The sequence below is a fragment of the Rhizobium sp. NLR22b genome, assembly GCF_019685295.1.
Taxonomy (GTDB): Bacteria; Pseudomonadota; Alphaproteobacteria; order Rhizobiales; family Rhizobiaceae; genus Rhizobium.
This window is the reverse complement of sequence record NZ_JABDWM010000002.1, coordinates 207,105-229,833: the sequence shown is the minus strand read 5'-3', so window position 1 is coordinate 229,833 and position 22,729 is coordinate 207,105. Positions and strand designations below refer to the sequence as shown.

At 63.8% G+C, this 22,729-nt stretch carries 16 protein-coding genes and 1 riboswitch; of the genes, 6 read left to right on the top strand and 10 right to left on the bottom strand.

Annotation, left to right across the window (positions count from 1 at the left end; translation table 11 throughout):
- Window positions 1-224: 224 nt before the first annotated feature.
- From HJC00_RS04735 to HJC00_RS04705, 7 genes are all read right to left on the bottom strand, one after another.
- Window positions 225-2,630, bottom strand: coding sequence for a protein kinase domain-containing protein (locus HJC00_RS04735; RefSeq protein WP_221163694.1), 2,406 nt, complete (start codon window positions 2,628-2,630; stop codon window positions 225-227).
- A gap of 41 nt (window positions 2,631-2,671) precedes the next feature.
- Entirely contained in the window at window positions 2,672-3,853 is a 1,182-nt protein-coding gene (locus HJC00_RS04730) for a serpin family protein (protein WP_210632614.1), read from the bottom strand.
- Window positions 3,854-3,867: 14 nt separating this feature from the next.
- Entirely contained in the window at window positions 3,868-6,414 is a 2,547-nt protein-coding gene (locus HJC00_RS04725; protein ID WP_221163693.1) for a trypsin-like serine protease, read from the bottom strand.
- On the bottom strand, window positions 6,411-8,027 hold the full coding sequence (locus HJC00_RS04720) for a caspase family protein (RefSeq protein ID WP_210632612.1): 1,617 nt from the start codon (window positions 8,025-8,027) through the stop codon (window positions 6,411-6,413). The genes HJC00_RS04725 and HJC00_RS04720 overlap by 4 nt, the downstream gene beginning before the upstream one ends.
- 21 nt (window positions 8,028-8,048) lie before the next feature.
- Entirely contained in the window at window positions 8,049-9,998 is a 1,950-nt protein-coding gene (locus HJC00_RS04715; protein ID WP_221123116.1) for a DUF4384 domain-containing protein, read from the bottom strand.
- A 212-nt stretch (window positions 9,999-10,210) separates the two neighbouring features.
- Window positions 10,211-10,588: a hypothetical protein gene (locus tag HJC00_RS04710; RefSeq protein ID WP_210632610.1), complete on the bottom strand. Its 378-nt coding sequence runs from the start codon at window positions 10,586-10,588 to the stop codon at window positions 10,211-10,213.
- Window positions 10,589-10,738: 150 nt separating this feature from the next.
- On the bottom strand, window positions 10,739-11,329 hold the full coding sequence (locus tag HJC00_RS04705; protein WP_210632609.1) for a hypothetical protein: 591 nt from the start codon (window positions 11,327-11,329) through the stop codon (window positions 10,739-10,741).
- A 248-nt stretch (window positions 11,330-11,577) separates the two neighbouring features.
- On the opposite strand from HJC00_RS04705, the gene HJC00_RS04700 reads away from it, so the two are divergent.
- Window positions 11,578-13,182, top strand: a complete 1,605-nt coding sequence (locus HJC00_RS04700) for a hypothetical protein (RefSeq protein WP_221163692.1) — start codon at window positions 11,578-11,580, stop codon at window positions 13,180-13,182.
- 244 nt (window positions 13,183-13,426) lie between these two features.
- Here HJC00_RS04700 and HJC00_RS04695 read toward each other — a convergent pair whose 3' ends face one another.
- Genes HJC00_RS04695 through HJC00_RS04685 form a run of 3 tightly spaced genes read right to left on the bottom strand, consistent with a single transcriptional unit; the run spans window position 13,427 to window position 17,967 of the window.
- Window positions 13,427-14,689, bottom strand: coding sequence for an isoprenylcysteine carboxylmethyltransferase family protein (locus HJC00_RS04695; RefSeq protein ID WP_221124009.1), 1,263 nt, complete (start codon window positions 14,687-14,689; stop codon window positions 13,427-13,429).
- Between the two features lie 17 nt (window positions 14,690-14,706).
- On the bottom strand, window positions 14,707-15,357 hold the full coding sequence (locus HJC00_RS04690) for a tail fiber domain-containing protein (protein WP_221163691.1): 651 nt from the start codon (window positions 15,355-15,357) through the stop codon (window positions 14,707-14,709).
- Between the two features lie 24 nt (window positions 15,358-15,381).
- Entirely contained in the window at window positions 15,382-17,967 is a 2,586-nt protein-coding gene (locus HJC00_RS04685; RefSeq protein WP_221163690.1) for a caspase family protein, read from the bottom strand.
- A gap of 325 nt (window positions 17,968-18,292) precedes the next feature.
- Window positions 18,293-18,404, top strand: a riboswitch (guanidine-I (ykkC/yxkD leader).
- A 74-nt stretch (window positions 18,405-18,478) separates the two neighbouring features.
- On the opposite strand from HJC00_RS04685, the gene HJC00_RS04680 reads away from it, so the two are divergent.
- The 5 genes from HJC00_RS04680 to HJC00_RS04660 are packed head-to-tail and all read left to right on the top strand — an operon-like array spanning window position 18,479 to window position 22,728.
- On the top strand, window positions 18,479-19,552 hold the full coding sequence (locus tag HJC00_RS04680) for a putative urea ABC transporter substrate-binding protein (RefSeq protein ID WP_221163689.1): 1,074 nt from the start codon (window positions 18,479-18,481) through the stop codon (window positions 19,550-19,552).
- A 57-nt stretch (window positions 19,553-19,609) separates the two neighbouring features.
- Window positions 19,610-20,428, top strand: a complete 819-nt coding sequence (locus HJC00_RS04675; protein WP_221153305.1) for an ABC transporter permease — start codon at window positions 19,610-19,612, stop codon at window positions 20,426-20,428.
- Window positions 20,425-21,249, top strand: coding sequence for an ABC transporter ATP-binding protein (locus HJC00_RS04670; protein ID WP_221163688.1), 825 nt, complete (start codon window positions 20,425-20,427; stop codon window positions 21,247-21,249). Before HJC00_RS04675 ends, HJC00_RS04670 begins: the two co-directional genes overlap by 4 nt.
- The gene (locus tag HJC00_RS04665; RefSeq protein WP_221163687.1) at window positions 21,246-22,067 is read left to right on the top strand and encodes an urea amidolyase associated protein UAAP1; all 822 of its coding nucleotides are present in this window, start codon (window positions 21,246-21,248) and stop codon (window positions 22,065-22,067) included. The genes HJC00_RS04670 and HJC00_RS04665 overlap by 4 nt, the downstream gene beginning before the upstream one ends.
- Before the next feature lie 10 nt (window positions 22,068-22,077).
- Window positions 22,078-22,728, top strand: coding sequence for an urea amidolyase associated protein UAAP2 (locus HJC00_RS04660; protein ID WP_221163686.1), 651 nt, complete (start codon window positions 22,078-22,080; stop codon window positions 22,726-22,728).
- Window position 22,729 lies beyond the last annotated feature (1 nt).

Genomic DNA, 22,729 nt, shown 5'->3' with positions numbered 1-22,729 from the left:
TTCAATGTACGCGCGTATTTAGAAATTTGGAATTGAAATTTTTGGGCGGACGCTGCTTAAACGGGAGTGCTCCGAATGACGAAGAAAAAGGACGTTCAAACCTTTTCAGAGCGCCCTGCGTTGCGGTGCCAAGCGTTGCACTGTTGGACCAATTTCGGCTTTTCGCCAGCTGGCGGCACTGCCTCAGCCGCGCACGTTTCGCTTTGCGGTTCCGCCCCTTCGCCTCACCGCAACTCAGCGCTCACCCGAAAAATCCCGCCGGCCGAAGCATCCGAGCAGACGACGAAAGTGGAGCCCTCCTGGGCCATGAAGGCGACGTTGCCGCCGGCTTCGCAGGGGGTGGCGCTCCATTGCAGGATGATGTCGCCGTTGTCGGGCAGTTTTTCCGTCGTCAGCTTGACGGCGCTCGCCATCCATTCGGTCGCCGACGGCAGGTGGACGGGGGCGTTCAGCTGTTTCGACAGCCAGGCGGTATAGTTCTGTGCCTCGGCGAGCGGCACGTCGTCGGCCGGCTGCTCGGGATTGCCGGCATAGGCCTGGGCGGAGGCCGGGTCTGAGTTGGCGGTGTAATACTCGGCCATCTCGGCGCGGGTGACCGCCTTGGCCTGCATGCAGAAGGACTTTTCGACCTTCACGGCGCCATTGGCGACGCCGAGCATGCCGCCGAGCTCCTTCAGCGACGAGGTCATCAGCCGGACGTTGTCGAGCGGATAGCTGCCGGCAGGGATGGTCTCGAAGGCGACATTGGGTGCAACCGGGCAGAAGCCGCGCGCCGAGAGCGCTTGGAGATCGGCCAGGATCGGCTGATAGGCTGCGATGGCGAGCTTGTAGGCCTCGGCGGTGTAGCGGCCATCGGCCTCGGTGAGCTTCGGCGCCAGCGCGGCAAGTGTCGGATCAGTGGGGCCGGCGCGCGTCGTCAGCGAGGCGTGGAGATCGGTGACTTTCTGCCTCAGCGCCGTCGCCTCGTCCTTGGCCGCCATCACATCCGATATCAGTGCGGCGAAGAGCTTGGCGGCGTCGCCGTAGCCGGAGGTCGCGGCCGGCAGCTGCCATTGCTCGGCCTTGGCCTTGGCCTCGGTCATCAGGCCGCTCGCCTTGGCGACGTCGGGGCTGTCGCCGGCGCCGATGCGGGTGACGGTTTCGCGTTTTGCCGTGGCGTCCTTTTCGGCTGCCGACAGCGCGGTCAGCCCCTTGGCGAGATCGTCGTAAGCCGTTTTCGCTGCTTCATAGTTGTCGACCGCGCCATGCATCTGCTGGGCGGCGGCGCTGTCGGCGGCGGCCTTCATCTTGCTGTCGGCCTCGGCAAAACTCGGGGCCTTGTCGCCGCCGGCGGCGGCAGCGGCCGATTTGGCCTTTTCAGCGTTTTCTTTCGAGATTGAGATCAGCGATTTGCCAAGGCTGATGGCGGCCTTCTGGTAGCCCGGAAGCGCCTTCTTGTAGTCCTCATCCTTGAGGGCGGCATTAGCCTCGGTCAGTGCGGCGGCGCCGGCATCATAGGAGAGCTTCGCTTCGTCGCCGGAGGGGCGTTCCGGCGCCTTGGCGGCGACGGCTTTGTCCCTGCGGCTTTCGGCCTCCTTCTTCCAGGTGCCGACATCGGCGACGAGCTTGGGATCGGGGCGCAGCAGCTTCGGGATCGTGACGACGCCGACACCGATGCAGATCAGGAGCAGAGCACCGATCATCGAGAAATGCGCCAGCGTCCATTTCTTCCGCTTCGGCGCTTCCGGCTGTTGCGGCATGCCGCCGCGCGGGTCCCAGGCCATCGGCTGGATGCCCGTGGTGACGCGGCTGAATTCGCCGAGCGCATCGGCGCCCATGCGCGGTCGCTGGGCCGGATCGCGGCTCAGCATTCTCTCGATCAGGCTGGCCAGGCCCTCGGGAAATCCGGGGATCAGCACGTCGAGGCGCGGGAAGATGTTGGAGGGGTCGAGATGGATGTTCTTCCAGCTCTGCTCGCGCTGGTGCTCGTCCTCCCAGACCATGACGCTGTCGAAGACGCTGGCATAGGTCTGCCGCGGCAGGAAGAGCTTGTAGGCGATCATGCCCATCGCATAGATGTCGAGTGCGGCGGAGGCCGAGAATGTGCCGCTGGCATAGATCTCCGGCGCGCCGAATTCCGGCGCATAGGGCGGGATGATGTGCTCGCCGATCCTGGAGATCAGGTGCAGGTTGCCGATCCGGACCGAGAGGCCGGAATAATCCTCCGACACGTAGATGCACTGGTCGGTCAGGGCATTGTGGGCGTAACCGGCCCCGTGCAGCGTCGCCAGCCCTTCGAGGATATGGCGGCCGATCTCGATGGCGCGGTCATAGGCGACCATCTCGGTTTCCTCGAGATACTGGTGCAGCGTCTTCGACGGCCGCTTCTCGACGATATAGAAGTTGTCGTCTTCCGGCGATGGCGGGATCAGATCCTCGATCTCGACGAAGCGCCGCGCCGTCAGCGATTTGGCCTCGTTGACCGAGGTCCAGACCCGCTCGAAGCGGGCCTTGTCCAGTTTCAGCGCCACATCGGGCGCGACGATGAAGACCGAACGATCCATCCGCTTGTCCTGAGCCGGATAGACGATGAACTCGTTTTCATAGACCGGCTCGCCGATCGTGTAGCGGGCGATCAGATCACTTCTCATGCACGTGTCCCCCTGCCATTTTGTCTTCATCAAAGCGCATGTCATTCACCCGCCAGAAGCGGATCGCCGATCAGGCCGGCGGCGAGAAACAGGCCGGTCTTCGTATCGCGAAGCGCGAAGGCGAAACGGGCGTCGGCGCTCACCCGCACCAGTTTCGGATCGATGCTGCGCTCGGTGACCACGGCCGTTGCCGCCGCCGCTTCCGTGCCATTCTCATCGACCTTGATCATCGTCTTCTGCAGAACGCGCGACAAGCTGATGTTTTCCGTGGTGAACCTGGGAAAAGCCGCATCGCTCGCCTTATCAGGCGAAAGGCCCATGGCATGGAGTGTCGGCATCAAATCACGCCCGTCATTGAGGGAAAAGCGGGGCAGGAAGATTTCCCCCTTGGCGGCTTCGAATTTCTCGCCCTGGAGCCAGGAGGCAAGGGTTTTGAGATCGGAACCGCCGACACCCTTTTCCGAGCGCGCCGCGATCACCACCATGCGGTAGGTTTCACCAGAATAGGCGAGGTCGACGGCTGCGAAACGATCGTCGACGCGGAATTTCTGGCCGTCGCCGGCAAGATGCATCATCGGCACCGAGACCGTCGAGCCGTCCGGCCGCCGAAACGGGGCGGCCGGGCTCTGAGCCTCGAAGGCGGTTTTCCAGCGCGCCTTGAAGGAGAGCGCGCCGAGGCTGATGAAGCCGCCGCCGGGCGGCGTTTCCAGGATCGCCGGAATGGCGTCGCGCGTCGCCTGCCTGACCCAGCCGTTGATGTGCTCGACGGATTGGGGCTGATCGAGATCCTCGATCGACGGCTTGATACGGTGACCGGCCAGCATGGGGAGGGCATCGGGGAGGAGCGCCAGCTTGTCGTCGAAGACGATCGCAACACCTGAGGCCAGCGGCGCATCCGCCGCCGGCGGCGTCTTCGGGTTCATCTCGTCGAGCACCTTCTCCGGCCCCTTGACCGCATCGCCGAAACCCAGCCCCCGTGCGATGGCCGCCTTGCCCGCATCCGAGGCGCCGAGGCTCGCGAGACCCAGCGCGGCGGCAAGGCTTGCCGGCGACACCATGATGTTGGCCGCCCCCTCTTTCGCCAGCGTGCGGTCGATCAGGTCGACGGCAAGCCCGGCCTGGGCGGCAAGGACCGCCCTGGTGTCGGTGGCATCGCCCGCATGGGCGGGCGCCAGCGCCATCAGGGAAGCGGAAAGGCCCGCCAGCAGAATGGATCTCGACATCATTCGCCTCCCTTTCAGCGGATGCGATAGAATTTGGAATCGAACGACCATTTGCCCTGGACGCCGGTCTCGTCGTCGCCGACGATCCTGAGGCTGCGGGCGAGGTCGTAGACATAGTTGAAGGCGGCGCGCTGGCCGACGAGCGGTGTCGGCACGTCAGGCAGGTCGAGCACTTCGATCGGCTTGTCGCTGAGAATGGCGACGACCATGCCGACGCCGGCCGGCCCCTCCACCACATATTCGAAACCGATATAGGGATTGCGGGCATCCGGCACGACCACCGGCCGGGCCGGATCGAGCCGGTTGTCGCCGCCCTTCGCCGTCGGCTTCAGGCCCATCGAGCGCTTGTTGGGATAGAGCTGCGTCAGCTTGCCGGCGGCGTCGATATCGACGAGGATCAGGTAGCCTGATTTCTTGGTGGAGACGCGCATCGCCACCTTGTCGCCGATGCTGACCGAGGTGCCGGGCAGCACGTCGACGGCCACGCCCGCCTCATTGTCGGTCTTCAGCGTGTTTTCGACGGCGGCGACCGGGGTCTTCGCCTCCTCTCCGGTGACGACGTCGCGGCCAAGCGCATCCGGGAGGCCGTAGAATTGCGGCACCGGCGTGAAGCGGCAGTCCTCGGAATGGGCCCGGCAATATTCGTCCGATTTGCGCCTGACATAATCAAGCAGGGCGGCGTTGCTGACGTCAGGCTTGTCGGAAGCGCGCGCCACCCCTTCCTGCACGCCTTCGATGAAGCGGCGGGTGAAGACGCCGAGCGGCGGTTTGGCCTCGGTATCGACCAGCGCCCATTGCCCGGCATTGACCGCCGACCAGACCATCGCCGTTTCGCCGCCGAAGGAGAATTTCGCCTCCTTGCCGGAGCGGTTCGGCGGCTGCAGCGACGCCAGAGCGGGCCCGAGGCAGCGCACCGTGCCGCCGGCGGGCGCGGCCACCGCGCTGCGGCTGCCGGGGCCGACATGGCAGGCATCGATCAGCAGCGTGACGCGGCGGTCCCTGAGGCTGTTCAGCCGGGCGGCGATTTCGGTCTCGCGGATCTGATTGGTGACGGTCACCTTGGCCCCCTCGCGCACCAGCCTGGCATCGGCGGCGACCAGCGTCGGGCTCGTCGTCGCCTCGGCGCCCATTTCCTCGGAGCCCTGGCCGCTGAAATAGAGGAAGACGCGGCTGCCGGCCTCAGACTGACGCACCAGCCAGTCGTCGATTTCGGCAAGGATCGCAGCGCGGGTGGCCTTGCGATTGGTGAGCGTGTGGATCTGTTCCGGACGGTAGCCGACCGTCTTGACGAGGAAGAGCTGCATCGCCTTCACATCGTCGACCGAGCCGGTCAGCTTCGCCTCGCGCATCTCATAGTCGTCGATGCCGATCAGAAGCGCGCGGTCGCCGGGAGAACGCACAGCCATGGGCAGCTCGGCGGCCGGCGCCTGAACCTCGGGCTGGCTGCCTTCGGGCGAAGGCGATGCTGGAGTCTCCGTCGTTTCCGCAGGCGCGGTCGTGCTGCCGGGCGGCGTCGTAATTGCAAGGTTGGCCTCGAGCTGTGCAGCCGGCGTCTGCTTCTGCTTGGTGCCGGCCGTCGTCTCGCTTGCAGCAGGCCGGCGCTTGGTGTCGATTGCCGCCACCTGATCCTCGGCGGCAGCAGCCGAAGTGTCGGGCGCATTCGGCACGTCACCGTCCGTCCTGGCGGCGATCCAGTCGCGGAAGGCGGCGACGCGGGTATAGACCCCGTAATGTTCGGCCTCGGCGCAGCCGGCGCCCCAGCTGACGATGCCGAGCTGGATCCAGCGCTTGTCGGGGCGCTGCGCGACCAGCGGCCCGCCGCTGTCGCCCTGGCAGGCATCCTTGCCGCCCTCGGCATAACCGGCGCAGACATTGCGCTCGTCGATCGGGTTCATGCGCATCGAGCTCTCGCGATAGGCGGCGCGGCAATCCTCGCGCGAGACGAGCGGCAGCTCGACCTCCTGCAGTTCGGTCGGCAGGTATTTGTCATCCCAGCCGTGATCGGCCTTGGTGTAACCCCAGCCGGTGACGACGGCGGTGTGGCCGGGGCTTTCCACGGCCTCGTCGGCGGCGGAGGCGAGGATTGCCGGCTTCGAGACGGCAGGTTCGGCAAGCTTGATGAGGGCGATGTCGTTGGCGAAGACCTTGCGGTCGAAATCCTCGTGAATGATCACGTCCTCGACGGACAGCCCCGGCTTATCAGGGCCGTCAACCGAGATCACCTTGTCGATCTTCTGCTTTCCCTCGACGATCAGGAGGTCGCGGGCGAAGAGATCCTGCTTGCCGGAACGGCCGCTGGTGACGCAATGGGCGGCGGTCAGGATCCAGCGCGGCGAAATCAGCGAGCCGCCGCAATGGCCGCCGAAGCGGCCGCGCTGCTCGGGATCGGGCGCCAGGATCTTCACCTGCCAGGGCCATTCGCCCTTCTTCGCCGCCTGGCCGCCGATCACCCGCCCGCCATCCTCACCGGCAAAATCGGTATCCTGCTGCGCAAACGTCGGCGCGGCCAGCAGCAGAAGGACGGCCGCAATGTTGAAGACCTTGCTGATCGACGTGCTCATAGCCTGGCTCCGGCGGAGGTATAGAGGACCGTAAATCCGACGCGCGCGCCCTCGGGCAGAAGCTCGCCGAGCTGTCTGGCGATGTTGCCGGCGGTGCGGCGCCGGTCGTTCTGTTTCAGGAATTCCACCAAACCAGGCATCGCCTGATCGGAGGTGACCGCGACGAGCAGGTCCGTGCCGAAGGGAGCGACGACGGAAAGATCGAGATCGAAGGTCGCAGACATCTCGGCATCGGCTTCCCTGTCGCCGGGATAGAGAAACTGCACCGTGCCATCGCCGGTGACGTCGAACAGCACGAGCTTGCGCCCGGCAAGCTCGGACACCGTGACGCCGACGCGCTCGCCGTCGCGATGAACCTTGTCGGATGGTGTCACCCGCACGGTTTGCGGGTTGATCTCCGACAGCCGCTTCAGCGTGTCGAGCGCGGCCATCCGGTCGACGACGAAGGGCATGTCGCCGGCGCCGACTTCGGAGGCGACGACATCGCCGCCGGCGATCGCCTCGCGCTTTTGCGGATCGAAGACGAGTTCGGCATTGGCATCGTCCGTCAGCTTGAACGGCGTGACGGCGGGAGCGACAGCCTCCAGCACCGGCTCCGAACCGAGGGCGGCAAGGGTGATCGGGGCGGGTTCGGGCGGGGGGGGCGGCACATTCGATTTCTGCCCTTCCGCCGGGCCGGCTTTGTCATAGGCATAGACGACGGCGCGGTCGAGATCCGCCCCGGGCGGGCTTTGCGTGAAGATGTTCTGCCGCTGGTCGGTGAACTGATAGACCGACTGGCGCACATATTCGAACAGCTCGCGGCGGGTCACAGTGCCGTCGCCGTTGCGGTCGGCCGCCCCTTCGAAGGCGCGGGCGGTGGCATAACTCAGCGCCCCGCGCTTCTGAGCTATGCCGGGAATCGATATTTCCGGCGATTTGGTATGGTCGTCGACGGCGGCAAGAAAGGTCAACCGCTTGTAATCGAAGCCGGTGGAGAGGGCATCGGCCGTGGTCGAAATCGGCGCCAGGTCATCCTCCTCGATCGTATAGGACGGCGCCTGGCGCCAGGTGATCTCGGCGCCGCGCGGGTCGACATCGCGAGTGAGGCCGCCGGCATGGCAGGTGTCGGCGATAAACAGCACCTCGGCGCCTTTTTCCTCCAGCTTGTGGATCAGCACCTTGAATTCGTCGCCGAAGATGCGCTCGCGCGATCCCGGCAGCCTCGTATCGAAGCCGGCCAGCACATAGACCTCGTCGCGGCCGCTGGGTTTCGAGCCCTTGACGCGCTCCGGCTCGCTCGATCCGTGGCCGGCGATGCCGAGCACGACGAGATCGCCCTCGCCTGCCCTTTGCGTGACGGCGCCGATCGCATCGAAGATGCCCTGGCGGTCGGCCGCGCCGTTCTTCAAGAGCGTCATGTCCTCGACCCCGAGCGAGCGCAGCGACAGGGAAAGATCCTCGGCATCGGCGACGGCGCCGTGCAGCGGCGGGACATTGCGATAGAGATCGATGCCGATCAGAACGGCTCTGACCGTGCCGCGCTCGGGAGCTTCGATCGTCCTGGCGAGGCTGTTCGTGCCCGCCAGAACAAGAAGGGCGAGTGCGGCGGCCATGGGAGCGAATGTGGACATGGCCGGTTCCCCCTCGCCCCTCTATTCGCGGCGCCATTCGACGCGGCGGTTGAGCGCGTCGATATCGTCTTCGGTGAGGTTGGCGGTGGCGGTCACGTCAACCGGTTCGGAGGCGCCGCGGCCTTCCGCGTCGATCGTGGCGTCGATGCCGTTTTTCTTCAGGAAATCGGCAACGGCCTGGGCGCGGCGCTCGGAGAGCTTCTTATTGTAATCGTCGCCGCCTTTGCGATCGGTATGGCCGATCAGGATGACGCGGCCGGGCTTCTGCTCCTTCAGCGCTTGCAGCAATTCCTGGGCAGCCTCGGTGCCAATCGAGGTGAAGGTCGACTTGTCGAAATCGAAGGTGATCGGCACCGGGATGGAGACCGGCACGATGCCGCGCACATTTTCTGAATAGATGCCGCCGAGCACGCCGCTGCGGTGATCCTTCTCGGCCGGCACGAAACTGCCCTGCGGGTTGTCGCTGGTGGGATTGGCGGCCAGAATGCGGGCCTGGGCGGCGCGCTGGATGAGATCGGAGATGGTCTCGGCCGGCGGCGCCTTCGGCGTGCGGGTCTCGTTCTTGATGATCTCGATCGCCTGTTGGTAATCGGCGGCGGCATCGGCGAAGCGGCGGGCGGAGAAATAGATCTCGCCGAGCGTGGCGGAGGCCTGCCAGAGCACCTGCGGGCTGTCGGCGGCGACGAGCAGCGGTTCATACTCGGCGACCGGCTTGTCGGCGGCCATCATTTCCTGGGCGGCGGCGAGCCTCAGGGCTGCGACGCGGCGTTGGGCGTTGATCTGGAACTGTCCGCATTCGGCGCTGACGGCAATGGCATCAGCCTCGGAGGCGGCAGCCGTGATATCCTTGGCGGCAACGGCGGTGTTCAGCTTGTCGAGCAGGGCGTTGCAGGCCGGGCTATCGGCATTGGCGACCTCGATCTCCTCGCCGGACTGGCCGGGTTCGGCCGACCGGCCAAAGCTCATCGGCGGCATCTTGATGCTGAAACCGCCGGGAAGCTTGAATTGCGGCATCTTGATCTGCGGCATCGGCAGTTTCGGCATCTTGGTCTGGGCAGACTGGGACGGCTGCTGATATTGGCTCGGTTGTTTATATTGGCTGGGCCGGGTGGAGGCGGTGGTGTCGGCGGGGCCGATCAGCTGCAGCTCATCGGCGGCAAGCTGCTGGCCGGGCGCCAGGTTGGTGACGATCTTGTATTTCTTCGGCGGCTGCGTCACGGCCTGTTCGACCGGTTTGGGCGCGGGCTTCGGCTTTTCGATCGCCTCGGGCTTCTTGGCGACTTCAGGTTTGACAACCGGTTTCGGCTTCGGGGCAGCCGGCGGTTTCGGCGCAACCGGCGGCTTTGCCGCCTGCTCGACCGGCGCGGGTTTTGCGGCGGGAACGGCGGCGACGGGCGGAACGACGGAAGGCGGCAGGGCGGCCGTGCTGTCGACAGTGGTCAGCGTCAGCGTCTTGCTGCTGATCTTGGTGCCGAGGCTGCGGGCTTCTTCGAGGCTGCGGGAGACGGCCTCCATGCCGCCGTCGATGGAGCGGAACATGCCGCTGCCGCTGCCGCCGAGATCGGCGAAGATGGTCAGCGGCTTGGAGGAATAGAAGACCTTGATCTGCTCCTGCCCGACCGGGCCCGAAACCTGCAGCCTGGCGCCGCTCGCCGGATCCGGCACCTGCACGCGCTTGCCGGCGGCAACGAGGGCATCGGTCTGGTACTTGTTCGGGAAGAGCTTGGTGACGGAGCCGTTCGGCGAAACGTTCAGCACCGTGACATAGGCGTTCTCGCTCGACTGGATGAAGAGGCCGACGACTTCGCCGACGGCATATCTCGCCTCGGCGCGATCGAAGGTGATGCTGACAGGCCCGCTCTGAGCCGGCGCTTCCGTCAGCGTGCGTTCGTTCTGCGCCCCGACCTCGGGGATCGGCGAGAAAAGCGAAAGACATGTGGCTGCGGCCAGGATGGCTTTGCGGCTGAGCATCGGAACCTCCCCCTTCGAAACAATCTCACACTGTGCTGAAGATGAGAATAGCACCGACCGGTGAAATTGGGATGGCTTTGGCTGTCTTGCTTGAGGGAGGGTTACAAATTATTTGGAGCCGGAAAGATTGCGCGAAGGCAGAGGCGCGGCAAGACCCACGGCCGGCAATATCCGCCGTCCGTTTATAGTCGGACTGGATTGGAGAAAGACGGTTAGTTCTTCGGCTTCTGGCCGGCGGATTTCAGAATCGAGATCAGGTCGCTCATTCCCTCCGGCGAGGAATTGTAGAGCCAGAGAATATCCGGATTGTCCGATGTGAATTCCTTGCCGGAGCCCGAGCCCATGTCGCGGCCGGGCGAGGTCGTCTCCGGCAGCTTGCCCTGGCCCGGCGTCAGCCCCTCGGCGCGTTCATGGTCGGCGATAACAGCAACGGCGGCGGCAAAAGCCTTTTCATCGTGCCGGCGCAGCGCCGCAAGCGCGGGGTTTCGCGCCGCCAGCGCATCCTCGACCGATCCGGCATAGCCGATGCCGGCCATCCCAAGCGAAAGCAGCAGGCCGATCGACACGCTTATGAGCCGGGATTTCTTCATCGTCGTCACATCCGTCCAAGGGGCGCCATAACGCAACCGCTGCACACTTTTGCTGGAATTGCTCCAGAACGACAATAGGGAGAGCCCGAATGGAAGGCAACGGCGCTCGGCGCCAATCGATTGGGAGGGGTGAAATCGGCTGGAGAGAGGTCAGAGGATCTTCAGCTGCTGCAGGGCGAGGCGGAGATTGCGCAGCATTTCGCCGAAGATTTCCTCGATCCTGCCGGTCGACCAGACCACCATCGTGCCATAGGGCGAGCGCCTGCGCTGCATGAAGCCGGCTGTCTCGAAATCGATCAGCGTCTTGCGGCAGGTCTCGCTCGACATGACGGCGACCAGGAAACGGGCGAGATTGGACTGATCGATGGCGCCTGATTTTTCAGCCCAGTTCTGGATCAGCCGCGGCTTGGTGTCGGCGGTGAACATCGAAGCGAGCGCCCGCTCCTGCGAAAGCCCGAGGCGTTGCAGCTTCGCCGGATCGCGGGTGAGCGACACCACGTAATCATTGTGCAGATCGGCGAAGCGCTCGACATCTTCAGCCGTGTTGATGCCGAACACCTTCATCGAATAAAGAAACTCGGCCATCAGATAGGTCGGCTCGGAGCGCAACTGCGCCAGATGTTTTTCGTCCTTGCTGGCCGAGGCGGCGCAGACCCGATCGGAAAAGCCGATCCTTGCCGCGCGCACCTGCTCCAGCAGGCTGACGTCGAGCGCCACTTCGTCACCGTTCCAGTCCAGCATCGGCTTCCCTGCCAGTAAAACTCCAAGACGATGAAGTTGTACTATTGTCGACGCCGATCTCCAAATCGTTTGGAAAGCAACGCCTTGCTGACGAGCCGCTTCTATCCTAACATTTTAAGGACTTGGGGCATGATGCCGAAAGTTGTGAACGGTTTTCGGGCGACATCATTCTCTCACTCTTTAATTGTGAACAGGCTTCAGACCGAGGCCCCCAGGGCCAAGATGATCCTGTTCCGGGGTTCACGGCAATGCGCAGTTTCAGCTCGCATATTCTCATGGCCGCGGCGATCGCAATCGCCTGGCCTGTGCTCGCAAAAGATACGGTGATGATCGAGCTTCCGAGCGGCGACGGCGCCCGTTCGGTCGGCATCATCTCCGCCAATGAGGAGGTCGAGGCATCCGGACCGGCGGCGATCACCGTCGGCGACGACGGCACCGTCTACATCCTCGACCAGAACAATGGCCGCGTGCTCGCCGTCGACGGCGAACGCTCGCAGGCCGATCCGGAGATCCTGCCGCTGCCCGAAAATGCGGCGCCGGAGGATCTCGCCGTCGTTCATAACGAACTCTACCTCTGGTCTGACGGCATCGTGCCGCTCGAGCGCTCCCCCGGCGCCGATGGCCGCTCGCAGACCCTGCGCGCCATCGACGGCGGCGATGCCGACGACTACACCCGCTCGGTCTTCGCCTCGATGGGCTCGGTGCCGCCCGGTCCGCTGAACAGCATCATCGACGAGATCGGCCGCAGCACCAGCCGGCCGCAAGCCCGCCCGCCGGTTGTTCAATACGTGCCGAGCCGCGGCCTCGGCGATATCGTTGCAGAAGTTTCGGCGGCAAACGACAAGGCGGAAATCCTGCTGCGGCGCGCGAGCTCGGAGGAGAATTTCCTCTCGCTTCAGCTCACCGGGGAAAACCGGATCGGCACCGTCGAACTGCTCGACATCGACACGACGGGCAGGCCCTATGCGCTGGTCGAACTCGTGCCCGCCGACCGGCCGGAACGGACCGGCATGCTGGTGGTGCGCTTCACGCCGAACGGCGTGCTGGAGCGCGTCTACGACCTGCCGATCGAACCCGGCACGGTCTTCTCCAGGCGGTTCGTGGCGATCGGCCCGCGCGGCGACGTGCTTTTTCTGCGCTCCGGGGAGAGCCGGGCGCAGGTGCTGAAACTCGAGGGGCGCGAACCCGGCCGCAAGCTCGCCGTCGCCAGGCCGGCAAAGCCATCGATGGCGGCCAAGCCCGGAAAGGGGCCGAAGGTCGCCATCCTGCCGAAATCGCGCGGCGACGTCATCGAGCGGGCGATCGGCTTCGAGACGCTGAACTGGCTGGTGACGCCGGCGGCCTACGGCAAGGATCCGGGGCCGGCTTGCGACAACATGAACCGGCTGCGCCGGCCGTTCTACCTGTTCGGCAAACGCGGCCAGACGGTGAAGGGCGTGCCCTATTGCTGGGGCTGCAAGACGCCGCTCGAGGACTTCACCGAGGGTGTCGTCGACGGCCAGACGGCCGGCAATGTCTGCACCAAGAGCGCGCCGCAAACCAATATTCTCGGCGTCGACTGCTCCGGCTTCGTCAGCGAAGCCTGGGGTCTGAAGATGCATGTCTCGACCCGGGCGATCCCGAGCATTACCAGGCGGCTTGTCGATCCCTGGTCGCTGCAGCCGGGCGACGCGCTGAACCGCCCGGGTTCGCATGTGATGCTGTTCATGCGCTTCACCGACGACCGCAAGGTGGAGGTGATGGAGGCAACGCCCAATGCCTGCAAGGGCCGCGTCTGCCGCAACACCTATTCACTCGGAATCCTGCTGCTGCGCGGCTATCAGCCGGTGCGCTTCAAGGGGCTGGATGGCTGAACGCGGGAGCGTCACTGGCCGCACGTTATTGTTTGATGGGGCGGACTTCCTTCCTGACGCGGGTGTCCGCGCCGTGATTTGCCTCTTCCGTCACTCCGTTCTCCGTCATCCCAGACCTTGAGCCGAGCATCCATACCGGACCCACCGGCAGCCGTGGCATGGGTCCTCGGCTCAAGGCCCGGGATGACGGAGATTAGGGATGCGTTCCGGTCGAATTCGCCTGGTCAAAGTCTTTGCGCGATTTTCAAACACGCGGCGCGGTCGGCGCCAGACGCCGCTTCGCCATCGCCAGAAGACCGTGCGCTGCGACGCGCTCGGCATAGTCCCGATAGGCTGGATCCAGGCTCAGCATGCGTTCTTCGGCGCGGGCGCGCATGATGTAGATGAGAGTGACGATCGCCAGCATGCCGGCCCGGGCAAGTCCTTCCGCAAACCCGCTTGCGATAAAGCTCGGGGCCGCAAACAGCCACCAGGCGATGTTCTTTGAGACATAGGCCGGATGTTTGATGAAGCGGTAGGGGCCTGAGGTGATGATGCCGCGATGGGTGAGGTTGGAGAAACGCGGCCCGAAGGCGATGGTCGCCCAGACATAGATCAGGGCGCAGAACAGCATCGCGGCACTCCAGAGGATGAAGACTGTCGACCCCTCCCGGATGACGCTCTCCCAGCCCGGCCCGTCGCCATAAGGCACGAAGGCCTGCGAGATCGCAGGAAAGAACGGCTCGTAACAGATGAGGCAGACGAGCCAGCCGAGTGCCGTCGTCTCCGTCGCCCTGACATGCCAGCCGAAAAGCTTAAGGGTGGCGATGTAGCCGCCGGCTGCAAGGATGACATCGAGGAGAAAGACAAGCCGCGTCCAGCCTTCGAACCAGGCCGCTGACAGTGGAGGAAAGGCCCAGGCCGGCTTGTCGGCCAGATCGGAAAGAGCGGCCATGCCGCTTGAAAACATCAGCACGAGAAAGAAGCATTTGATCGCGAGCAGGCGCAATGCGAAGAGCACGTCCTCTTCGCGAAAATCCTGCATCAGCACCGCCCGTCCGGCCTGATGGAGATAATCATCGGGCTGCTTGGCGATCAGATCGGTGACCGCGACGTAGAGAATTGTGGCAATCGCCAGCACGATGGAAAGGGGAATGGTCGTATGGCTGGCTTCGACAACCCATTGGACCGCCGACGACTGCGTGAAAAACGGAAAGACCGCACAGGCAATGACGACCGCGCCGAGGAGCGCGGCGAGGCCGACGAGCTTGGTTCCGATGCGCCGCCAGAAGATGGCAGGAGCCTCGTTGCGTCTTTCCCGTGATGCCCAGGCTTGACGCGCGGCCGGTATGCCTTCGACAAGCATCCACGCCAGGAGAAGGCAGATGACGGCAAGCGCCATCGCCATGCCGGGCTCAAGCTGCAGATAGTCCGACAGCGCGATGCCGACGAGAACGCCGGCAAGGGTCGCAGCCTGACTGACGAGAGGGCTGCCGGCCACGATATCCCTGTCCTGCGATATCGGCACGCGCTCAGCTTTCTCGATCAGATTGCCGGCTGGACGGAGACCGGAGAGCCTATCCGTGCCGCCCGCGCCGCAAGCGCCATTGCTGCTGCAGCCGTCAGGGACGGCATATCCTCCGGCAGCGAGGTCATCGCAATATCGAGCTTGTCGTAGTCGACCATGTAGTAGCCCGACCTTGTCGCGATGACAGCTTCAGGCCGGATCGCCAATAGATCCTGCGCCATCGTGCCGACGAAGAGCGGGCCGCCCCAGATGTAGCGGAAGGCATAGATCGGGATGCCCTCAGCCGAGGTGCCGAGCCGACGGATATCGGTCTTCAGGCGGCGGTCGGACCAGGAAGGGCTACCGGAAGAGCTCGATGAACTGCTCGAGCTGGACGAACTGGAAGAGCTGCTGGAACTGGAGCCGCCGCCCATGCCGCCACCGCCAGAGCTGGAATTGCCGCCGGAACTATTCTCAGAGCGGGCGAAAGCCGATTGACTGGTATTTGCGACCACTCTTTTCTTAGCGGCGGGCGTGGTTTGCTTCGCAGGGGTGACGGCTCTCGCCGGCTCTTCACTGGCAAACAGCGTCTTGGCGCCAGGATCGAAGATACAGCTCTGCAGGATTGCGCCTGAACCGGCGAGGAAAGTCGAGCAAAGCAGAACACGAATGATGAGCTTTCTGGTCATGTGGGGCGCCCCCGGATCGCCGTTTTAGAAGAGATCGTACCTCGGATTTCGCTTGACCCATGTCGCCTTTGCGAGCTGAACGAGCCTGTCATCGAGCGACTTGGTTTTCGGAAGCGCCTTTTTCTCCTGAGCGGTCAGCTCGGCGGCAAGGGTCTCTTCCGCTTTCTTCTTTGCATCATTGGGCAAGGTCTTGAGTGCCGCCTTTGCCTGGTTCTTCGGATCGCCGCTGCCCGGCATGTTGATGGCTGTGGCCAGCGCGAAATAACGCGCCGCAGTTTCAAGGCTGTCGTCGGTACCGTCTTCCCTGGCCAGTATCGCGCGGTCGAGCGCGCCCCAATAGTCGCCGCGTTCGGCGCCCATCTCCAGCCACTTCACCGCTTCGGTCTTGTCCGCGGCAACGCCGACGCCGTCCCGGTACATGCGCCCGAGATTGGTCGGAGCATAGGGCTGGCCGCCCTCCGACGCCCGGGTGAAAAGCTCGAGCGCTTTCGGCAGATCTTCCGGGGCGCCTTTTCCGAAACGGTAGACCAGCGCAAGATTGTTCAGCGAATAGATGTCGTTGCGCTGGACACCGGCCTCGTAGAAGCGGATGCCGCGCTCCGGATCGGCCGGAACGTTGACGCCGTTCAGGAAGATATAGCCGAGTTCATTCATTGCATAGGTATGGCCGAGATCGGCGGCCTGCAGCATCAGGCGCAAGCCAAGCTGCTGATCGGCCTTGGTGCCGCGGCCGTAGTAGAGCGCCTTGCCGTAGCTGTGCAGGGCAAAGGGATCGCCCTTGGCCGCTCCGTCCTTGGCGATCTGGCTTGCCTTGGCGGCGTCGCGCGGAACGGAGGCACCGAACTCGTAAAGGCTCGACAGTTCGTAGATCGCCCGGATATGCCCGGCATCCATCGCCTTTTTGATCGTCCCGAAGGCCGTCTTGGTGTCGCGGTTGGCAAGCTGGGCGCGGCCGAGCTGGTAGACGAAGCGCGCCACCTGAGGATAGGTCTTTATTGCGTCCGTGCAGGCTGGCACCGCGATGGCTGGATCGATTTCATTCGGCAGCTTGCCGGCGGTGACGCCCTGCAGGTCGAGCGGTGCGGCGGCGGCGGTATCGCAGGCGTCAAGCGTCGGCTTGAAGGTGACGGTGGCGGGCGGCAGGTCGTCGTTGGCGGCTTGCAGCGTCAGGGCGAAAGGCTGGTTTTCGGTGCCGATCTGCGGCTCGTAGGATAGCGCCGGAATATCGGCTGCCTCAAGCACGTGGCCGGGCCCGATCACCCGGTCGCCGGCCCGCAGCGTGCCCTTGTCGGGGAGGGCGGCGACCTTGAAGGTCATGTCCGCGGCCGATACCGGTACTTCAGGCAGACGGGCTTCGATGGGACCGACGCCGATCGTCGCATCGACGTCGCGCGGCAGCGCCTTCAGATAGGCGCCGGCATCGGCAAGCCGCGCTTGCTTATCCTGTTCGAGCTGGGCGAGCTTGGCGCCGGCATCGGCCGAGACGGTGATGGCGACGACGCCCTGCGTCGCCTGGCCATAGGGATCGCTGACCGTATAGCCGATCAGGCCGATCGTTCCGGCGGCAACGCCCGATGAATCATAGCTCAGCGCCGTCAGCGCCGCGGCCGGCAGCTTGGCGCCCTGCTCCACCGGCTTGCCGTCGAAACTGAGCTTGCCGGTCTGGGGCAGCTGGTTGAGCGTGACGAGCAGCGCCGCGCCGGTTTCGTCATGCGGCGGAGCGATCGGCAGCTGGGTCGCGGAGGCGCCTTCCGGTACGCTCACCTGCTGCATCGGCTCGACGCTCGGCGGCGGTGGGGCGGGGATGAAATAGAAGCTGTCCATCAGCGAGGAGTTTTCCCATGGGACCTGCTTGCCATTGGTCATGGCGATCACATCGCGGCGCACATCGGTCAGGACCTGACGGATTTCCTTGTTCGGCTCGCTGGCGCGCTTGATGAAGGATTCGGAATAGGGGCTGAGCGCCCCCTCGCCATCGAGCGCCACCTGGCCCGGCTCGGTCGAGAAGGCGATCAGGCTGCCGAGATCGCTGTCGATGCGCGCCAGCCCGCGCGTCGCGCCGACCGGCTCCAGCTTTTCCGCCATCCAGAATTTCTGCGCATTGAACGGGTTGTTGCGGCAGGCATCGAGGAAGATCAGCTGCACGCGCGAATTCTGCTTGAGATGGTTCAGGATCAGGTCGAGCGGCATGGTCTGCGTCTCGACGTCATAGGGCGTTTCCAGCGTCGCATCGACCGGCACGAGGAAATTCTGTCCGCCGACCTGGATGCCGTGGCCGGAATAATAGATGAGACCGGCCTCGGCATTGTTCGCCGAGCGCAGGAAGCTGCGCACCGTATTCTCAAGTCCGATGCGGTCGACATTGATGCCGATCGTCACGTCGAAGCCGGCCCTGCGCAGCGTGTTTGCGACTTCCTGGACGTCGTTTGCAGGATTGGGCAATGAGGGCAGCGTCTTATAAACGGAGTTGCCGACGATCAAGGCAACCCGCCGGCCATCCTGTTCAGCGGATGCGGCGGCAGCGGGCTGGTCAAGCCCGAGAAAGACCAATGCCGTCAGGAAGATCAGCAATATAGCCGCAAGGCGGTTCTTTCCGTGAAACTCGGGCATAGCTCCACCGCACACAGTACTGGTTGGACGATTTATTGACCGACCAAATAAAAGTATTCCTGCGACTGTAAAAAAGCAAGTTTGGTTACTTCCAAGGCAATTGGAGGGCTTCCAAAAAATGTGTCGTCAAGGATCCATAGGTACGGTGCCGGCGCACCGGATGTGCCGGTCGATCGAAAGGACGAGGTCGATTGGATGGCTGCGCCGATCGCTGCTCAAAAATTTAGCAAATGCCGCAAAGTGTACACAGTAACAGGCAACCAAGGAACGGGCGCTAGAAAAATCAAAGATTTGTAAGCTGGCACACCTCTTGCAAAGAATGTGCTGAGTTGGTGGCTAGGGTTCCGGCACTTTTCTGAAGCGCGACTGGTCCGAGAGCCACCACCGGCGGAGGAGAAATCCCGCCGGGTGCACGGCGGGACAAAAGCCCGGGAGACCTCGTAAGCCAAGGGATTGGTGGCACGATGGTCTTTGCCGATCCCTTTTGAAGAAAAGCAGAAGGGGAATTTCAATGCAGACTTTTTCGAAGATTGTTTCCACCACAGCGCTGGCGCTATCGCTGATGCTTGGCCTTGCTTCCGTCGCAGAGGCGGAACAGAAGACGGAATTCAAGGTGGCCTGGTCCATCTATGTCGGCTGGATGCCCTGGGGCTACGCGGCCGACCACGGCATCGTCAAGAAATGGGCCGACAAATACGGCATCAAGATCGAGGTCACCCAATTCAACGACTATGTGGAATCGATGAACCAGTACACGGCCGGCGCCTTCGATGCAGTGACGCTGACCAATATGGATGGGCTGTCGATCCCGGCCGCCGGCGGCGTCGATACGACCGCCGTGATCGTCGGCGACTTTTCCAACGGCAATGACGCCGTGATCCTGAAGGACAAGGCGAGCCTTGCCGATATCAAGGGCCAGAACGTCAATCTCGTCGAATTCTCCGTATCGCACTATCTGCTCGCCCGCGCGCTCGAAAGCATCAAGCTGACGGAACGCGACGTGAAGGTCGTCAACACCTCCGACGCCGACATGGTCGCGGCCTATAAGACGCCTGACGTCACCGCCGTCGTCACCTGGAACCCGCTGGTCTCCACCATCCTCGAAGATCCCTCGGCCAAGAAGGTTTTCGACAGCTCGCAAGTGCCGGGCGAAATCATCGACCTGATGGTCGCCAATAGCGGCGTGCTGAAGGACAATCCGAACTTCGGCAAGGCGCTTGCCGGCATCTGGTACGAGACGGCCGTACTGCTGCGCGCCGACACCGCCGAGGGTAAGGCCGCCCGCGAGGCCATGGGCTCGGCTTCGGGCACCGATCTTTCCGGCTTCGAAGCCCAGCTTGCCGCCACCAAGCTCTTCGACAAGCCGGCTGATGCCGTTGCCTTCACCGCTTCGCCCAGCCTGCCGAAGACCATGGATCTGGTGCGCAACTTCCTCTTCGAGAAGGGTCTGCTCGGCAACGGCGCGCCGTCCGCCGACGTCATCGGCATCGAAATGCCTGACGGCAAGGTGCTGGGCGACGCCGGCAATGTGAAGCTGCGCTTCACCGATGCCTATATGAAGGCCGCCGCCGACGGTTCGCTCTGATCGCAATGGGGCGCGGTCTGCCCGCGCTCCCTCCCCTTCATCAGCGGAGCATTTCCCATGCGTTGGATCAACACGAGGCCGAGCCGGGGCGCCCAGTTCGCCTTGACGATGCTGCCCTTCGTGCTGCTCGCCCTTGCCTATGCCTTCGGCTCGGCCGCGCGACTGGCTGATAACGCCAACGACAAGCTTCTGCCGAGCCTTGCCGGCTTTGCCGATGCGATCAACCGTCTGGCCTTCGTCGCCGACCCGCGCACCGGCGAGTTTCTGCTCTGGTCGGACACGGGCGCGAGCCTCATCCGCCTGCTCTCCGGCCTCGGCATCTCGACGGCGACAGCGCTCATCATCGGCATGCTGATCGGCATGCTGCCCTATCTCAGAGCGCTGCTTTCCCCCTTCGTCGCCGTCATCTCCATGGTGCCACCACTGGCGCTGCTGCCGATCCTGTTCATCGTCATGGGTCTCGGAGAGACGTCAAAAATCGCCCTTATCGTCATCGGCGTCGCGCCGACGATGATCCGCGATCTGGCGCTGAAGGCGCTGGAATTGCCGCGCGAACAGATCGTCAAGGCCGAGACGCTCGGCGGCTCCTCCTGGCAGATCGGTCTGCGTGTCGTGCTGCCGCAAATCCTGCCGCGGTTGATCACTTGCCTCCGACTGCAGCTCGGCCCGGCCTGGCTGTTCCTGATCGCGGCCGAGGCGATCTCGTCGGACTCCGGTCTCGGCTACCGCATCTTCCTCGTCCGCCGCTATCTCTCGATGGATGTCATCTTTCCCTATGTCGTCTGGATCACCCTGCTTGCGGTGGTCATGAACGCCCTGCTCGATCGCTTGCGCATCGCCGTCTTCCCCTGGTCCGAACTGGAGAAGCAGGCATGAGCGAGTTGAAGATCGAAAGGGTCTGGAAGGAATATGGCGACCAGATCGTCCTCGAGGATGTGTCACTGACAGTCGCTTCGCGTGCCTTCGTTGCGCTTGTCGGCCCATCAGGCTGCGGCAAGACCACTTTCCTGCGCATGCTGCTCGGCCAGGAGCAACCGACGAAGGGCAAGATCCTGCTCGACGGCGAAGCTCTGCCGGCGGAGCCGGGACCGGATCGCGGGGTCGTCTTCCAGCGTTATTCCGTCTTTCCACACCTGACGGTGCTCGCCAACGTGCTGCTCGGCAGGGAATTTTCCGCCGCGCGCTACAAGGCCAGGCTCTTCGGCGCCGCACGCCGCAGCGCCATCGAGGAAGCACGCCAACTGATTGCCGAAGTCGGGCTCGCCGGTTCGGAGAACAAATATCCGGCCCAGCTTTCCGGCGGCATGCAGCAGCGACTGGCGCTCGCCCAGGCGCTCATCATGAAGCCGAAAGTGCTGCTGCTCGATGAACCCTTCGGCGCGCTCGATCCCGGCATCCGCGCCGAGATCCACACGCTGATGAAGCGGCTCTGGCATGAAACGCAGATGACCGTCGTCATGGTCACGCATGACATGCGCGAGGCTTTCACGCTGGCCAACCGCGTCGTCGCCTTCGAACGCCGCCGCGACCGGCCTGAGGAAAGGGAGCGCTACGGCGCCACCATCACCAAGGATATTGCCATCTGGCCGCCGCGCCTTGCCGGCCAGCCATCGATCTTCAGCCCTGACCGGGACGGCCCGGTCGCTTCCCTGGGGCATGGCCGGGACGACCTGGCATCATCAGGAGAGACGCTATGATGCATGTGAGACGCGCCCCCGAAGAAATTGCCTCCAATCGCGCGCGTTACGAGGAGCACCAGAAGAAGGGGCTGGAATTCGCGCCCAAGGTCCTGCCCGGCCCCAGCCCGCTGCCGGCGCCGGCAATCGATGCCGCCGCCGTCATCCACCAGGAGACCATTCCCGGCGGCTGGTACTGGTCGACGAAGCTCTTGCGCGGCGAGGCGATCCGCATTGATCAGGCAGAGGGAAATTCCACGGTGGCGCTCATTGCCTGGAATGCCGGCGATACGAGCGAGCGGATCAATCTCGTCGATACCGCCAAGGTCCAGTGGACGACGGCACTCGGCAAGGGGCGGGTGATTTTTTCCGATATGGGCCGCGTCATGTTCTCGATGATCGAGGATAGTTCCGGCGCCCATGACTGTCTGATGGGCGGCTCGACGGCCGCCTCGAATGCCGCGAAATATCCGAGTGAGAAGACGCGCAATACCCGTGACAATCTGATCCTCGTCGCCGTCAAGCTCGGCCTCGACAGGCGCGATATTCCCGGCACCCTCAATCTTTTCGCGCCCGTCCGCCTGGCCGAGAGTGGTGGGTTCGGCTGGCAAGGCAAACGCTCCAACAGCGGCGACTATGTCGAACTGCGTGCCGAGATGGACATGCTGGTCGGCTTTTCCACCTGCCCGCATCCGCTCGATCCTGATCCCACCTATCAGCCGAAGCCTGTCGTCATCACGCGCTACAAGGCGGCAATCCCTGCTGCTGACGATCTCTGCCGCACGGCGACGGCCGAAGCCGCGCGCGGTTTCGAAAACAACACCCTGATGCAGGCCTGAGGAGATGACGATGTCCGATTTCATTCAGACCTCCCCTGCCCGCACCCTGCAGAATGTCGCGCAGGATCATTTCATTCCGGCCGAAGCTCCGTGGTCCGGCCTTGTGCGCAAGGGCCAGACGATCCGCATCGAAGACAGTCTTGGCCAGCAGGCGATCGACACGCTCTTCTACCGTGCCGATGATTTCTCCGAGCGCTATTCCAATCAGGATACGATGCGCATGCAGCGTGCTGCCTATATCGGCATCGGCACCAAGATCATGTCGAACGAAGGCAATGTCATGCTGACCATGACGGCCGACAGCTGCGGCCGCCATGACACCTCCGCCGGCGCCTGCTCCTGCGAGAGCAATACGGTGCGCTTCGGTCATGGCACGAAATACCTGCATGCCTGCCGCGACAACTTTGTGCTCGAAGTTTCGAAACACGGCATGGGCAAACGCGACATCGTGCCGAACATCAATTTCTTCATGAACGTGCCGATCAAGCCGAATGGCGAGATGACGATCGTCGACGGCATTTCCGCACCCGGCGACTATGTCGAACTCGTCGCGGAGATGGACGTGCTCTGCGTCATCTCCAACTGCCCGCAGATCAACAATCCCTGCAATGGCTTCGATCCGACGCCGATCCGGGTGCTGATCTGGGACGGCGAGGACTGAG

What these genes read in the sequence shown, in the direction of transcription:
- HJC00_RS04735 (WP_221163694.1), bottom strand. Translation starts at nt 2,630, where the DNA reads ATGAGAAGTGATCTGATCGCCCGCTACACGATCGGCGAGCCGGTCTAT.
- HJC00_RS04730 (WP_210632614.1), bottom strand. Translation starts at nt 3,853, where the DNA reads ATGTCGAGATCCATTCTGCTGGCGGGCCTTTCCGCTTCCCTGATGGCG.
- HJC00_RS04725 (WP_221163693.1), bottom strand. Translation starts at nt 6,414, where the DNA reads ATGAGCACGTCGATCAGCAAGGTCTTCAACATTGCGGCCGTCCTTCTG.
- HJC00_RS04720 (WP_210632612.1), bottom strand. Translation starts at nt 8,027, where the DNA reads ATGTCCACATTCGCTCCCATGGCCGCCGCACTCGCCCTTCTTGTTCTG.
- HJC00_RS04715 (WP_221123116.1), bottom strand. Translation starts at nt 9,998, where the DNA reads ATGCTCAGCCGCAAAGCCATCCTGGCCGCAGCCACATGTCTTTCGCTT.
- HJC00_RS04710 (WP_210632610.1), bottom strand. Translation starts at nt 10,588, where the DNA reads ATGAAGAAATCCCGGCTCATAAGCGTGTCGATCGGCCTGCTGCTTTCG.
- HJC00_RS04705 (WP_210632609.1), bottom strand. Translation starts at nt 11,329, where the DNA reads ATGCTGGACTGGAACGGTGACGAAGTGGCGCTCGACGTCAGCCTGCTG.
- HJC00_RS04700 (WP_221163692.1), top strand. Translation starts at nt 11,578, where the DNA reads ATGCGCAGTTTCAGCTCGCATATTCTCATGGCCGCGGCGATCGCAATC.
- HJC00_RS04690 (WP_221163691.1), bottom strand. Translation starts at nt 15,357, where the DNA reads ATGACCAGAAAGCTCATCATTCGTGTTCTGCTTTGCTCGACTTTCCTC.
- HJC00_RS04685 (WP_221163690.1), bottom strand. Translation starts at nt 17,967, where the DNA reads ATGCCCGAGTTTCACGGAAAGAACCGCCTTGCGGCTATATTGCTGATC.
- HJC00_RS04680 (WP_221163689.1), top strand. Translation starts at nt 18,479, where the DNA reads ATGCAGACTTTTTCGAAGATTGTTTCCACCACAGCGCTGGCGCTATCG.
- HJC00_RS04675 (WP_221153305.1), top strand. Translation starts at nt 19,610, where the DNA reads ATGCGTTGGATCAACACGAGGCCGAGCCGGGGCGCCCAGTTCGCCTTG.
- HJC00_RS04670 (WP_221163688.1), top strand. Translation starts at nt 20,425, where the DNA reads ATGAGCGAGTTGAAGATCGAAAGGGTCTGGAAGGAATATGGCGACCAG.
- HJC00_RS04665 (WP_221163687.1), top strand. Translation starts at nt 21,246, where the DNA reads ATGATGCATGTGAGACGCGCCCCCGAAGAAATTGCCTCCAATCGCGCG.
- HJC00_RS04660 (WP_221163686.1), top strand. Translation starts at nt 22,078, where the DNA reads ATGTCCGATTTCATTCAGACCTCCCCTGCCCGCACCCTGCAGAATGTC.